Annotated in this window: 13 protein-coding genes; 5 read left to right on the top strand and 8 right to left on the bottom strand. The window is 69.7% G+C overall.

All coding sequences use genetic code 11. From position 1 onward, the window contains the following. The 3 genes from ITI46_RS13210 to ITI46_RS13200 all read left to right on the top strand — a co-directional run. Window positions 1-893, top strand: an 893-nt coding sequence (locus tag ITI46_RS13210) for a 1-aminocyclopropane-1-carboxylate deaminase/D-cysteine desulfhydrase (protein WP_209239704.1), incomplete at its 5' end; no start/stop codon positions are given. A gap of 533 nt (window positions 894-1,426) precedes the next feature. After that, complete coding sequence (locus ITI46_RS13205) at window positions 1,427-1,840, top strand: ATP-binding protein (RefSeq protein ID WP_209239703.1); 414 nt, start codon at window positions 1,427-1,429, stop codon at window positions 1,838-1,840. Window positions 1,841-1,860: 20 nt separating this feature from the next. Further along, window positions 1,861-2,799 (top strand): RNA polymerase sigma factor SigF, encoded by a 939-nt coding sequence (locus ITI46_RS13200; RefSeq protein WP_209239709.1) that lies wholly within the window; start codon window positions 1,861-1,863, stop codon window positions 2,797-2,799. 50 nt (window positions 2,800-2,849) lie between these two features. On the opposite strand, the gene ITI46_RS13195 is transcribed toward ITI46_RS13200, so the two are convergent. Beyond that, on the bottom strand, window positions 2,850-3,266 hold the full coding sequence (locus ITI46_RS13195) for a hypothetical protein (protein WP_209239702.1): 417 nt from the start codon (window positions 3,264-3,266) through the stop codon (window positions 2,850-2,852). A gap of 108 nt (window positions 3,267-3,374) precedes the next feature. Here ITI46_RS13195 and ITI46_RS13190 point away from each other — a divergent pair, with 108 nt between their 5' ends. Together ITI46_RS13190 and ITI46_RS13185 are read left to right on the top strand one after the other, a co-directional pair. Then, window positions 3,375-4,343, top strand: coding sequence for a diacylglycerol/lipid kinase family protein (locus ITI46_RS13190; RefSeq protein ID WP_209239701.1), 969 nt, complete (start codon window positions 3,375-3,377; stop codon window positions 4,341-4,343). 315 nt (window positions 4,344-4,658) lie between these two features. Beyond that, complete coding sequence (locus ITI46_RS13185; RefSeq protein WP_016469673.1) at window positions 4,659-4,922, top strand: WhiB family transcriptional regulator; 264 nt, start codon at window positions 4,659-4,661, stop codon at window positions 4,920-4,922. A 197-nt stretch (window positions 4,923-5,119) separates the two neighbouring features. Here the strand turns inward: ITI46_RS13185 and ITI46_RS13180 are convergent, their stop codons facing one another. The 7 genes from ITI46_RS13180 to ITI46_RS13150 form a co-directional block, all read right to left on the bottom strand. Further along, window positions 5,120-6,595 (bottom strand): PAS domain-containing sensor histidine kinase, encoded by a 1,476-nt coding sequence (locus ITI46_RS13180; RefSeq protein ID WP_209239708.1) that lies wholly within the window; start codon window positions 6,593-6,595, stop codon window positions 5,120-5,122. Between the two features lie 374 nt (window positions 6,596-6,969). Continuing rightward, the gene (locus tag ITI46_RS13175; RefSeq protein ID WP_209239700.1) at window positions 6,970-7,620 is read right to left on the bottom strand and encodes a class II aldolase/adducin family protein; all 651 of its coding nucleotides are present in this window, start codon (window positions 7,618-7,620) and stop codon (window positions 6,970-6,972) included. A gap of 10 nt (window positions 7,621-7,630) precedes the next feature. Beyond that, complete coding sequence (locus tag ITI46_RS13170; protein WP_209239699.1) at window positions 7,631-8,698, bottom strand: SIS domain-containing protein; 1,068 nt, start codon at window positions 8,696-8,698, stop codon at window positions 7,631-7,633. Between the two features lie 106 nt (window positions 8,699-8,804). Continuing rightward, on the bottom strand, window positions 8,805-10,343 hold the full coding sequence (locus ITI46_RS13165) for a glycoside hydrolase family 3 protein (protein WP_209239698.1): 1,539 nt from the start codon (window positions 10,341-10,343) through the stop codon (window positions 8,805-8,807). 36 nt (window positions 10,344-10,379) lie between these two features. Continuing rightward, a complete protein-coding gene (locus ITI46_RS13160; RefSeq protein ID WP_209239697.1) occupies window positions 10,380-11,210 on the bottom strand; it encodes a carbohydrate ABC transporter permease in 831 nt (276 codons plus the stop codon). After that, window positions 11,210-12,217 carry a carbohydrate ABC transporter permease gene (locus tag ITI46_RS13155; protein WP_209239696.1) on the bottom strand — a complete coding sequence of 336 codons (1,008 nt, stop codon included), beginning with the start codon at window positions 12,215-12,217 and terminating at the stop codon, window positions 11,210-11,212. The genes ITI46_RS13160 and ITI46_RS13155 overlap by 1 nt, the downstream gene beginning before the upstream one ends. A gap of 61 nt (window positions 12,218-12,278) precedes the next feature. Next, entirely contained in the window at window positions 12,279-13,532 is a 1,254-nt protein-coding gene (locus ITI46_RS13150; protein WP_209239707.1) for an extracellular solute-binding protein, read from the bottom strand. Window positions 13,533-13,618 lie beyond the last annotated feature (86 nt).

Genomic DNA, 13,618 nt, shown 5'->3' with positions numbered 1-13,618 from the left:
CGCTCGCCCCACGCCTGCCCTCCCCGCTCCAGGAGGTCGACGACGAGCGGTTCAGCGGCCGGGGCGTGCGTCTGCTGCTGAAACGCGATGACCTCATACACCCCGCACTCGCCGGCAACAAGTGGCGGAAACTCGCCCCTAATCTGCGGTCGGTGGCCGAGACCGGTCACCGTCGGCTGCTGACCTTCGGGGGCGCCTACTCCAACCATCTGCGGGCCACCGCGGCCGCGGGCCGGCTGCTCGGGCTGCGCACGGTCGGGGTGGTACGCGGGGACGAGCTGGCCGGCCGGCCGCTCAATCCGTCCCTGACGCGCTGCGCCGAGGACGGCATGCTGCTGCACTTCGTCTCGCGCGCCGCGTACCGCCGCCGCGCCGATCCGGACTTCCACGAGGAGCTGCGCGCCCGCTTCGGAGCGTGCGCCGTCATCCCCGAGGGCGGCAGCAACACGGCGGCCGTACGCGGGTGCGTACTGCTGGGCGAAGAGCTGCGCGGGCGCACCGACGTAGCGGCCGTCGCCTGCGGCACCGGGGGCACCCTCGCCGGTATGGCGGCGGGCCTTTCCCCAGGTCAGCGCGGTCTTGGCGTGCCCGTGCTGAAGGGTGGTTTCCTCGCCGGTGAGGTGGCGCGGCTGCAGCGGGAGACCTTCGGCGGGCGGCGCGGCCACTGGTGGCTGGAGGAGAGTTTTCACGGCGGCGGCTACGCGAAAGCGAGCCCTCAGCTGTCCGGCTTCGCGGCGGATTTCGCCGAGCGCCATGGGCTGCCCGCGCTGGATGAGATCTATGTCGCCAAGCTGCTGTTCGCCCTCACCCGGCTGGCGGCGGAGGGCGTCTTCCCTCCGGGCAGCACGGTGACGGCGGTCGTGACGGGGCAGGCGTTTTCCGCTGACCAGTAACCGAGAGCAGTAACCCAGAGTGAGAAAATTCGTCACTCTCCGCACCCGTCAACTCACCGCGCCTCCCTCTCCATTGACGCTGAGTAGTCACCCATCGCACCCCTCAGGCAACTCGGGTCCGCCCCGGGGCCGCCCGCAGGGGCAGGTTTCGGCCCTTGTCGGAGGCTGTGCCTCGAGAGGCTATGAACGCATCAGGTGACGGGTAATGACATGACAGGCCCTTCCAGCGACACTCGGCGGCCGACGGCTGGACACACACGGTGGCCGCCGGAGTCCGGGGATCACCCCAGGAAAGCGGCCTGCGACAGACCCTTGAGGTCAACACAGCGTAATCACGGAGGATTTGAGGCCTCCAACCCCTAGCCACAGACAGTACCCATATGTTTACTATGGGTGACGCTCGCGAATGAGGCGGCAGTGATCGATGCGTGCGGCATCGTGACACGGATCGCGATAGCGTCACTGACGAAAGCGAATCAACAGCCGCTTCGGCCCGCGAGGCCCAACCGGCTCGTGCCACCTTGGAGGTGAGGGTGTCCCAGATCGCAGGCGAGCCCGCGTCGCAGGACTTCGTCGAGGTCCGGCTGCCGGCGGCGGGTGCCTATCTGTCGGTGCTGCGGACGGCCACCGCCGGGCTCGCGGCCCGCTTGGACTTCACCCTCGACGAGATCGAGGATCTGCGGATCGCCGTGGACGAGGCGTGCGCGATCCTGCTCCAGCAGGCCGTCCCCGGCTCCGTACTCAGTTGTGTCTTCCAGCTCGTCGGCGACTCGCTGCACGTCACCGTCTCGGCGCCGACGACCGATGGCCGTGCTCCCGAGCGCGACACCTTCGCGTGGACGGTGCTCTCGGCCCTGGCCGGTGAGGTGGGTTCAGCAGTGTCAGAGGACCGTACGGTCAGCATCAGCCTGCACAAAAAGCGCGGTGCGGGGCCCGGAGCGTCGTGACCGAGCACGAGGCAAGTCAGATGTGGTCAGGCCGCCCGGGGGCGGTCTCCCGGGGCATTCCCGAGCAACAGCCCCGGCCGCACCCGGCCGACCCCAGCATGCAGCGACCCAAGCAGGCAGAGCGGGCGGACGCTATGGACCAGCAGCAGCACGAGCGGCGTGAGCGGGCCGCGGGCCCCGGCTCGGGTGAATCCCGCGGATTCGACCCGCAGGACCGCGGCGGCGCGCGTGCGCTCTTCATCGAGCTGCGCAAGCTGCCCGACGGCCCCGAGCGTGCCGAGCTGCGCAACCACCTGGTGCGTATGCATCTGCCTCTTGTCGAGCATCTGGCCCGCCGCTTCCGCAACCGCGGCGAGCCGCTGGACGACCTGACGCAGGTCGCGACGATCGGCCTGATCAAATCGGTCGACCGTTTCGACCCGGAGCGCGGCGTCGAGTTCTCGACGTACGCGACACCCACGGTTGTCGGCGAGATCAAGCGCCACTTCCGCGACAAGGGCTGGGCCGTGCGCGTGCCCCGCCGGCTCCAGGAGCTGAGGCTCTCCCTCACCTCCGCGACCGCCGAGCTCTCCCAGCAGCACGGCAGAGCGCCGACCGTGCACGAGCTGGCCCAGCGGCTGTCGATCTCCGAGGAAGAGGTCCTGGAGGGCCTGGAATCGGCGAACGCCTACAGCACCCTCTCGCTGGACGTGCCCGACACCGACGACGAGTCCCCGGCGGTCGCCGACACCCTCGGCGCCGAGGACGACGCCCTGGAGGGCGTCGAGTACCGGGAGTCCCTCAAGCCGCTGCTGGAGGAGCTGCCGCCGAGAGAGAAGAAGATCCTGCTGCTGCGGTTCTTCGGCAACATGACCCAGTCGCAGATCGCCCAGGAGGTCGGCATCTCCCAGATGCACGTCTCCAGACTGCTCGCAAGAACCCTGGCCCAGCTGCGCGACCGGCTGCTGGTCGAGGAGTGAGCCGGGCGCCCCTGTGCCTTTCCCCCTGCCCCCGTGGGGCGGGGGGTCTGTCATCTGGGGCCGATGCCCAGCGCCTCGGTGGCCGTGGGGTTCACCAGGCACCCCAGGACGGCGAACGCGGCCAGCGCCAGCGCGACGGCGGCGCCCAGCAACGCTCCCCCGTTCTGCGCCATCTGCCAGGCCACCGGCAGCGCGATCAGCTGGACGATCATCGAGGGCCCGCGGCTCCAGCGCCGCCGCAGCCACAGCCCGCGCGCCGCGGCGAGCGGCAGCACGGACAGCGCGAGAACGGTGACGGCGAGAGTGGCGGCCTGCGTCATGTCGTCCGGCCTGCCGGTGACCAGCATCACGAGCGAGACGATCCCGAACCCGGCGACGACCAGCCCCTCGGCACCGGTCACCACTGCGGCGGCCACGATCCTGCGCGGCCCCCGCTCCTGCCCGTGCTCCTGCGGCTGTGTCTCCATCGAATCTTCCGTATCCGTCCCGGTCCCGCACTCGCTCACCCCCGCAGCCTAGCTCTCCGGGCACCGGCGGGGCTGGGCCGTGTACCACGCGGTAGGTACGCTCACTCCATGCGCGCACTACTCGTGGTCAACCCGGCAGCCACCACCACCAGCGCCCGGACCCGTGACGTGCTGGCGCACGCGCTCGCCAGCGATCTCAAGCTGGAGGTCGCCACCACCCAGTACCGGGGCCACGCCCGTGACCTCGCCCGCCAGGCAGCCCAGGGCGGCACCGCCGAGCTGGTCATCGCGCTGGGCGGGGATGGCACGGTCAACGAGGTGGTCAACGGCCTGCTGCACGAGGGGCCCGACCCCGAGCGGCTGCCGCGGCTGGCCGTGGTGCCGGGCGGCTCCACCAATGTGTTCGCGCGCGCGCTGGGCATGCCCAACGACGTCGTGGAGGCGACCGGACATCTGCTGGACGCGCTGGAAGCGCGCTCGGAGAGAACCATCGGGCTGGGCATCGCCGGCGGTGTGCCGGGGACCGACGACGCCGAGATCCCGGAACGGTGGTTCACCTTCACAGCGGGGCTGGGCTTCGACGCCGGGGTGATCGGCCGGGTCGAACAGCAGCGGGAGCGCGGCAAGCGCTCCACACACCCGCTCTATGTGCGCCAGGTCGTACGGCAGTTCCTGAACGAGCCGCACCGCCGCAAGGGGACGATCACGCTGGAGCGGGAGGGCGCCGAGCCCGAGACCCAGCTGGCGCTCTCGATCGTCTGCAACACGGCACCGTGGTCCTATCTGGGCAACAAGCCGCTGTACGCGGCGCCCGAGGCGTCCTTCGACACCGGCCTCGACGTGCTGGGACTGCGCAGACTGACCCCGCTGGCGGTGAGCCGTTACGGCACCCAGCTGCTGACCTCCAGCCCGGAACGGGGGCCCCGCGGCAAGCACGCGGTGACGCTGCACGACCTCACCCGCTTCACCTTGCATTCGCAGGCGCCGCTGCCGTTTCAGATGGACGGAGACCACCTGGGACTGCGTACGAGCGTGAGCTTCACAGGCGTACGGCGTGCACTGCGTGTGATTGTGTAAGTGGAAGGGGCGAAAGTCCTTCCACTCGAACGTTTAGGCCAGGGTCCACCCCCTCGAATGAGGGCTGTGAGCTAGTCGACACCAAGGATTCAAAAAAAAGTTTCCGGAAGGGGTTGTATCCGCAGCCGAGGTTTGCGAGTCTCTTCATGGCGATCGGGACGGCCCATCCATCAGGGCCCCCTTGAGAGCCGGAATCCCTTCCTTTGACTCCAGTGGGACCCGCATCACATTTGTGAGGCCCCACTTCCCCCGTCGAGGGATTCGTGAAAGCGTTCACATTCACAAGCAAGCCACACACGAGGAGAGGTAGCAGCCATGGACTGGCGTCACCACGCCGTTTGCCGCGAGGAAGACCCCGAGCTGTTCTTCCCCATCGGCAACACCGGTCCTGCGCTGCTGCAGATCGAGGAAGCCAAGGCCGTCTGCCGCCGCTGCCCCGTCATGGAGCAGTGCCTGCAGTGGGCTCTGGAGTCAGGTCAGGACTCCGGTGTCTGGGGTGGTCTCAGCGAGGACGAGCGCCGCGCGATGAAGCGCCGCGCCGCCCGCAACCGGGCGCGGAACAACGCCGCGACCGCCTGACGCCCAGCCCTGCACCAGCTGCACCCCGAGACGCAGCGCGCAGTGCACTCGAAGCGCGTATGAGCAAAGCCTGAAGCGCCGAGTATCCGTCCTCGCCCAAGGACCGGATACGCGGCGCTTTTTGCGTGCTCACTGGGCGTTCCGCCGCAGCGTTTCTCCGCCTCCGGTGCTTCTCCGCCTTCAGCACGTCTCCGTCTTCAGCGTTTCTCCGCGGCCACCGGAAGGTCGAACAGGACCCGGGTGCCGCCTGTGGGCCCGGGGAGCATGTCGAAGGTGCCGGCCAACTCGCCCTCCACCAGCGTGCGGACGATCTGGAGCCCCAGATTGCCGCCGTTCTTGGCGTCGAAGCCCTCGGGCAGCCCGCGGCCGTTGTCCTGGACCGTGACCAGCAGCCGTGCCTCGTCGTGCCCGGCGGCCGCCCCGCGCACGGCGTGCACCTCGATGGAGCCCTGCTGCTCGGGGGCGAAGCCGTGCTCGATGGCGTTCTGGAGCACTTCGGTGAGCACCATGGACAGCGGGGTGGCGACCTCGGCGCCGAGGATGCCGAAGCGTCCCGTACGGCGTCCGGTGATCCGGCCTGGGGAGATCTCGGCCACCATCGCGAGGACCCGGTCGGCGATCTCGTCGAAGTCCACGCGCTCGTCCAGGTTCTGGGACAGCGTCTCGTGCACGATGGCGATGGAACCGACCCGGCGCACCGCCTCGTTGAGCGCTTCCTTGCCGCGGTCGGAGTCCATCCTGCGGGCCTGGAGGCGCAGCAGTGCGGCCACCGTCTGGAGGTTGTTCTTCACCCGGTGGTGGATCTCCCGGATGGTGGCGTCCTTGGTGATCAACTCGCGCTCGCGGCGGCGCACTTCTGTGATGTCGCGCAGCAGGATGAGCGAACCGATACGGGTGCCCTTGGGTTTGAGCGGGATGGCGCGCAGCTGCACGATGCAGTCGTTCGCCTCCACCTCTGCGCCGCGCGGGGCCCAGCCGCTGGCCAGCTTGACCATCGCCTCGTCCACCGGGCCCTTGGCCGGGGCCAGTTCGGCGGTGGCCTCGCCCAGGTGCAGGCCGACCAGGTCGGTGGCCAGGCCCAGCCGGTGGTAGGCGGAGAGCGCGTTCGGGCTGGCGTACTGCACATGCCCCTCGGCGTCCAGCCGGATCAGGCCGTCGCCGACGCGTGGCACGTGGTCCATGTCCACCTCGTGCCCCGGGAAGGGGAAGCTGCCGGCCGCGATCATCTGGGCCAGGTCGGAGGCGCTCTGGAGGTAGGTGAGCTCCAGCCTGCTGGGGGTGCGGACGGTCAGCAGGTTGGTGTTGCGCGCGATGACGCCCAGCACCCGGCCCTCGCGCCGTACGGGGATGGACTCGACCCGTACCGGGACCTCCTCGCGCCACTCCGGGTCGCCCTCCCTCACGATCCGGCCCTCGTCCAGCGCCGCGTCCAGCAGCGGCCGGCGGCCCCGGGGCACCAGGTGGCCGACCATGTCGTCCTGGTGGGAGGTCGGGCCGGTGTTCGGCCGCATCTGGGCAACCGAGACATAGCGGGTGCCGTCCAGCGTGGGAACCCACAGCACGAGGTCGGCGAAGGAGAGGTCGGCGAGCAGCTGCCACTCGGACACCAGCAGGTGCAGCCACTCCAGCTCCACGTCGGAGAGGGCGGTGTGCTGGCGTACGAGGTCGTTCATGGAGGGCACGGGGCCGAGGGTACGACAGGCCGGGGGGCCGGCGGACGCCGGAAGGGGCCGGAGCTCGGGGGTGGGCGGACGCCTGGCCGGGGTACGGTTGAGAATCGAACGAACAGAACCGCGCGATCCGTAGACAGACGGCCGTGGTCTAGTCCAGAATCCTCCCGAAAGAACTTCTGCCCTCCCCGCACAGGAGGGCAGATCGAGGCCCGCGGCGCTCTCTGCCCTGACAGCGTCCGGGTCTTGTGGCTCCGGGCTGCGGTGCCGGGCGGGTTGAGGGTCCCGCGCCGGCGCCGCGGCCCGAAGTGCTTGCCGGGGCCTTCGCGGACTTAGCGCGGACTCAGGAGGCCGGGGCCTGCGCAGGCCCGGGAGGCTCAGGCGTGCTGGATCGCCTCGTCCGCGGTCACCGGGAAGCGCGTCGTGCGGTCGCCCAGCAGCAGGGCGCGGTAGGTGGCCGTGGCGGCCTCCTCCAGGTTCATCGCGCGCCGGAACGCCATCCCCACGTCCTCCCCCAGCGCCGAGCAGCCGTGGTGCGCCAGCAGCACGCAGTTGTGCTCCTTGGCCTGCTCGGCGGCGGTGTCGGCCAGCTCGTCCGACCCGTTCGGGTAGAAGTCAGTACGGCCGATGGACCGTACGTACACCGTGTGGTCGAGCGTCAGCAGCCGGATCTCGTGGCCCAGTGCGTCGACCAGCACGGCGTGCTGCGGGTGCATGTGCACGATCGCGTTGGCGTCGGCGCGCACCTGGTAGGTGCGCTGGTGCAGCTTCCATTCGCTGGAGGGCGCCGGGTTGCCGCCGACGATCTCGCCCGCCAGGTTCATGACGGTGAAGTCCTTCGGCGTCAGCCGGTCCAGCCAGGTCCCCTTGCCGGTGACGACGAACTGCTCCGAGCCGGGCAGCCTGGCCGACAGATTTCCGCCGCTGGCCAGTACGAAGCCCCTGCGTACAGCGGTCGCCCCGACGTCGATGAGCTGCTCCACCAGGCCCTCGACAGTGGTCGCCTGCCCCATGCCCACTTGCTGCATCCGGCCCTCCTCAGCGGGTCTCGGTGACCTTGGCCAGCGAACGCGGCGCGTCCGGATCCTGGCCGCGTGCCATGGTGACCTCGTAGGCGAGCATCTGGAGCGGGAGGATCTGCACGATGGGCTGCAGCTCCTCCAGCAGTCCGTCGGTGGGCAGCGCGAATCCGGCCGAGGCCCGGTCGACCTCCTCCTGGCGGCCGATGACCACCAGGTCGGCGCCCCGGTCGCGGAGCCGCTCCAGCACCGGCTGCAGCGCCTCGCCGCCCTTGCCGTCCGCGACGACGGCGATCACCGGCGAGATGTTGTCCACCATCGCCAGCGGCCCGTGCAGCAGGTCGGCGCCGGAGTAGGAGAGCGCGGGGATGTAGCTGGTCTCCATCAGCTTCAGCGCGGCTTCCTTCGCCGTGGGATAGCCGTAACCGCGCGAGGTGAGCACCATGCGCTCGGCGAACCTGTAGCGCGCCGCCAGGGCCTTGACCTCGCTCCTGCGGGCCAGCACGGCCTCGGCCAGCTCGGGCAGCGCCTTGGCGGCCTGGGTGCCGTTCCCGGCGCCGCCGCGCAGGCCGTCCACGAACAGGTAGAGCGCCAGCAGTTCCGCGGTGTAGGTCTTGGTGGCGGGCAGCGCCTTTTCCGGGCCCGCGAGTACGTCGATGTGGAACTCGCTGACCTGCGCGAGCGGTGAGTCCGCGTTGTTGGTGACCGCGAGGGTGATCGCGCCCGCCTCGCGGGCCGCCTTCGTGGAGGCCACCAGATCGGGACTGCCGCCGGACTGGCTGATGGTGATGACCAAGCAGTCGGTCAGGTCGGGCTGCGCGCCGTAGGCGGTCGTCGTCGACATGGACGTCAGCCCGCACGGTTTGCCCAGCTGGATCTCCAGCAGATACTTCGCGTACAGCGCGGCGTTGTCGGAGGTGCCGCGCGCCGTCAGCAGTACGAAGCGCGGGTTCCGCGCGGCGATCCGCGCGGCCACCTCGCGGATCGCCGGGACGCCCTCGTCCAGGATGCGGCGCAGCACGGCGGGCTGCTCGGCCATCTCACCGGACATGATGGTGCCCGGCTCGGACGGGGCGTTCGAGGACATGCGGTTCCTCCAGGGGTGACGTTCATAAGCGAGTCGCGGTTCGATCCTACGGCGTGGCTGATACGGCACGATTTGCCTGGGCACACGGGTGCAGGCGCCGCCCGTCTCACCCGCGCGCGATGACCTCGGCAGCCGCCCGCCCGCAGACCCGCGCTGCGCCGTGGGTGGCGATGTGCAGGCCGCCCTGCGGCGGGGACTGCGGGAGGCCCATCTCCACGACCACCGTGTCGGCGCGCTCGGCGACCAGCCGCGCCACCGCGTCGGCCATCCACGGGTGCCGGTGCAGATCGCGGACGACCACGACGACGGGCCGCTCCCCCGCGTCGCGGAGCACCGCGGCGCCCACGTCGCCGTCCGCGCTCTGGTACGTGCCGGTCCTGGTGCCCGGAATCATGCGCTCCAGTTCGGCCGCCGGGCCCCAGGGCGTCTCGTCGCCGACCGCGATGTTGGCGACGGTGGTGAGCGCGGCGACGAACATCGGCCCTGCGGGGCGGCGGTAGTTCTCCAGGCCGGTGACGAGCAGCGCGCGCCGTGCCGCCTCCAGCCCGATGCCGCCGGCCGCCGCCGGGCCGGCACGGAGGGCGGGGTCGGCCAGACCCCCCGTGTCCGACCGCCGCACCCCCCGCGCCCACGCGGCGAGGCCGCGTACCCGTGCGGCGGCGTCCGCGAGCCGTTCCTCGGGCAGCTCGCCCTCGTGTACGGCCCGCACCAGCGCATCGCGGAGCCGCAGCACGGTGTCCTCGCCGGACAGCCCGCCGCCCACACAGATCGCGTCGGCACCGGCGGCGAGCGCCAGCACGCTGCCGCGTTCGAGGCCGTAGGTGGCGGAGACGGCCCGCATCTCCATGCCGTCGGTGACGATCAGCCCCTGGTGGCCCAGGCCGCCCTCGCTGCGCGGGGCCCGCAGCAGACCGGTCAGCGCCGCGGGGCTGAGGGTTCCAGGGTGCGCCGCATCGAGGGCCGGCAGCAGGATGTGGGCGCTCATCACGCACTTGCTGCCCGCGTCGACGGCCGCGGCGAAGGGCACCAGTTCGCGGGCCCTGAGGGTGTCCAGGTCGGCGTCGATGCGGGGCATGGCGTGGTGCGAGTCGACGGCGGTGTCGCCGTGCCCCGGGAAGTGCTTGACGCAGGCGGCGACCCCGGCTGCCTGCAGCCCCTCGACGTAGGCGACGGTGTGCCGGGCGACCAGCTTCGGATCGCCGCCGAAGGACCGTACGCCGATGACGGGGTTGTCCGGGTTGGAGTTGACGTCGGCCGAGGGCGCCCAGTTGAGATTGACGCCCGCCGCGGCGAGCCTGCTGCCGAGCTCGTGTGCCACGGCCCGGGTGAGGTCGGGGTCGTCGATCCTGCCGAGGGCGAGGTTGCCGGGGTAGGAGGAGCCGGTCCTGGCCTCCAGCCGGGTGACGTCACCGCCCTCCTCGTCGATGGCGACCAGCAGTTCAGGGCGTACGTCACGCAGCTGTTCGGTGAGCAGGGCGAGCTGTTCCGGCGAGTCGATGTTGCGCCCGAACAGGCCGACCGAGGTGAGCCCTTCGTCCAGCTGCCGCAGCAGCCAGCTGGGTGCCGAGGTCCCGGTGAAGCCGGGCTGGAGGACGGCGAGGGCGTCGCGGGTGAGGGTGTCGGACGCTCGTACTGAAGTGGTCATGCGGCGCGGTGTCCCTTCACTTCCGTCGGCCATGGGCTACCCCTTCACCGCGCCGGAGGTGAGGCCGGCCACTGCCTTGCGCTGGAGGTAGAGGAAGAGCAGCAGGATCGGGACGGCGAAGAGGGAGGCTGCCGCCATCGTGGCACCCCAGTCGTCGCCGAAGGCGGTCTGGAACTTCGAGAGCCACAGCGGCAGCGTCTGCGCCTCGGCGTCCTTGTTGAGGATGAGGACCATGGGGAATTCGTTCCACGCCGTGATGAATCCGAACAGCGAGGTCGCCATCAGACCGGGGGCCAGCAGCGGGAAGATGACCCGGCGGAACGCCTGGAGCCGGGTACAGCCGTCCACCATGGCCGACTCCTCCAGGTCCTTGGGCACGGCGGCGACGTATCCGCGCAGCGTGATGATGGTCAGCGGCAGCACCATAACGGTGTAGAAGAGCGTCAGCGGCACCAGGCTGTTCAGCATGTCCGCGTCCCGCACGATCATGTAGATCGCGATGACCATCACTTCCCAGGGCGCCATCTGGGCCACCATGAAGGTCAGCACGATCGCCTTGCGCCCCTTGAACCGCATCCGGGCCAGCGCGAACGAGGCGAACAGCGCGACCAGGAGCGAGAGTCCGACGGCCAGCACGGTGACGGTGACGGAGTTGCGCACCAGCGCCCAGAAGTGCTCGGCGGCGACCGCCGTTCTGAAGTGCTCCAGGGTGGGCGAGGTGGGGAACCAGACCGGGTTCTCGCTGATGATCTGGCCGCTCGGCTTGAACGCCGTGTTGAACATCCAGTAGACGGGAAAGGCGAACGCAGCGAACAGCACCAGTGCGGTGACGTTCGGCCATATCCGGCCCGGCAGTGACCGTCGCATCAGCCCTTCTTCCCCTCGTTCTCGCTCTCTTCGGCGTCCTCCTGCCGCAGCACCAGCCGCAGGTAGTACGACATCAGGGCCAGCAGGATCAGGATGGTGAGGACGGAGATCGCCGCGCCGGTGCCGTAGTGCTGGTTGCCGACGCCCTCCACGAACGCGTAGACGGGCAGCGTCTCGGTCAGCCGGTCGGGGCCGCCCTCGTTGACGGCGAAGACATGGGGGAAGGCCTTGAAGATCCAGATGACCTCGAGGAACGTCGCGACCATCAGGAACGGCTTCAGGAACGGGAAGGTGACGCTCTTGAAGCTCTGCCACGCCCCCGCGCCGTCCAGCGCCGCCGCCTCGTACAGCTCCTTGGCGATCGTGGTCGTCGCGGCGTAGAGGTTGATCGCGACGAACGGCACCGAGGTCCACACGAGCAGCAGCGAGATGACGAAGAACGTGGACAGCTGGCTTCCCGTCCAGTTGTAGTCCGCCATCGAGCCGAAGCCGAGCTCGGCCAGCACCCAGTTGACGACGCCGAACCGCTGGGCGAACAGCCACTGGTAGACGGTGGTCGCCGCGATGACCGGCATCGCCCATGCCAGCACCAGCCCGACCGACAGCAGCAGCCGCATCCTGGGCCCCAGCCGGGCCAGCAGCAGCCCGACCAGGGTGCCGACCACGATGATCACGACGACATTGACCGCCGTGAAGACCACCGACCGCAGGGTGACCCGCCAGAACGTCTCGCTGCCCAGCGTGTCGGTGTAGTTGGTGACCCCGTTCCACTCGGTGAGGTGCTGGATCAGCTGCGTCATGTTGAGGTTCTGGAACGACAACATGCCGTTGGTGACCAGCGGATACCCGAGGAAGACGGCGGTCAGCGCGAGGGCGGGCAACAGCAGGAGGTAAGGGAGCGAGCCCTTCCTCCCGGCCGGCGCCCGGCGCGGCGGCGGCCCGGGAGCCGCGGCCGCCTCGACGGGCACCCTGTCGCGCGGCGGCGCTTCCTGAGTTCTCACAGACATTCGGAGCTCCAACCCCGGCCGGGGGGCAGCAGCAGCCCCCACCCCCGCCCTCGCGAACGGGTCACTGCTTCTGGGACAGCCGCTTGTTCATCTCACCCTCGACGCCCTTGGCCGCAGCGCGGTGCGACTTTCCGTTCAGCACGGACGTCATATACGTCTTGATCGGGTTGGGCGGGTTCTCCACGGCCCCCCACTCGGGGATCAGCGGCGTGAGCCCACCGCCCTCGACGGCCGGCGCGGCCGCCTCGGCTGCGGGGTTGCCCTTCAGGTTGCTCTGCAGGGGCGCCTTGTTCGGGATGACGCCGCTCTCTTTGGCGAGCGCCCCCTCGTACTTGTCGGAGAGGGCGATCTTCAGGAACTCCTTGGCGAGTTCCTGCTTCTCGCTGCCCGCTGCGACGGCCAGGTTGGAGCCGCCCAGGAAGACGCCCTCGGGCTTGCCTGCGGTCTCACCCGGAATGGTGAAGTAGCCGATGTCCTTCTCGAGCTTCTTGTTGGCCTCGATCGCGGTGGCCGCCTCCCAGCTCAGGCCGATGAAGGCGCCGGTCCTGCCCTTGGCGAAGACCTCGGCCTGCTGCGGGGTGGCCTCGTCCTTGTCCTTGGGGGCCTTGGAGTAGGAGGCGTACTTCTTGTAGATCTCCATGGCCTTGCCGACCTTGGGGTCGGAGAGGTTGGAGACCCACTTGCCGCCCTTCTTCTTCACCAGGTCGGCGTGCCGGCCGATCAGCAGGCCGTCCAGGAAGTACCAGTTCTGGCCCGGCATGTAGAGCGGCTCGGCGTCGGTCTTCTTGTCGATCTGCTCCAGATCGTCGAAGAACTCCTGGCGGGTCCTGGGCGTGCCCTTGATGCCCGCCTCGGCCCAGATCTTCTTGTTGTAGATCACCGTGCGGTTGACGGCGAACCACGGGGCGGCGTACTGCTTGCCGTCATAGACCGCGGACTTGTTGAGGGAGGGCGTCCAGTTCTTGCCCAGCCCCTTCTTCAGATCGCCGAGGTCGGCCAGTCCGCCGGTGCGGGCGTAGGCGGGGGTCTGGGTGTTGCCGACCTCGATCACGTCCGGCGGGTCGGACTCGGAGAGTGCGGTGGTGATCTTCTGCTGGATGCCGTTCCACTGCTGGACTTCGAGCTTGAGCTTGGCCCCGGTTTTCTTCTCGAAGGCGGCCTTGACGTCCTTCGTCCACTGCTTGGGCGTGGACCCGTCCATCGCCCAGAGGGTCAGGGTCTGACCCTTGAAGCTGTCGGGGCCGCTCTTGTCGTCGTCGGACCCGCAGGCCGCGAGGTTCACCAGCAGCACGGCGACACCGGCGGCGGCCAGCAGCCCGTTGTGTCGGCTTCTTTTGCGTATCACTGCACTCTCCCCTGCACACCGGAACGCTCCGCGCGGCAAACCCCGGAGTGGATCCG

Origin of the sequence: Streptomyces oryzae (assembly GCF_017676365.1) — a bacterium.
Lineage (GTDB): Bacteria > Actinomycetota > Actinomycetes > Streptomycetales > Streptomycetaceae > Streptomyces > Streptomyces oryzae.
This window is presented reverse-complemented; position numbering and strand designations above follow the sequence as displayed.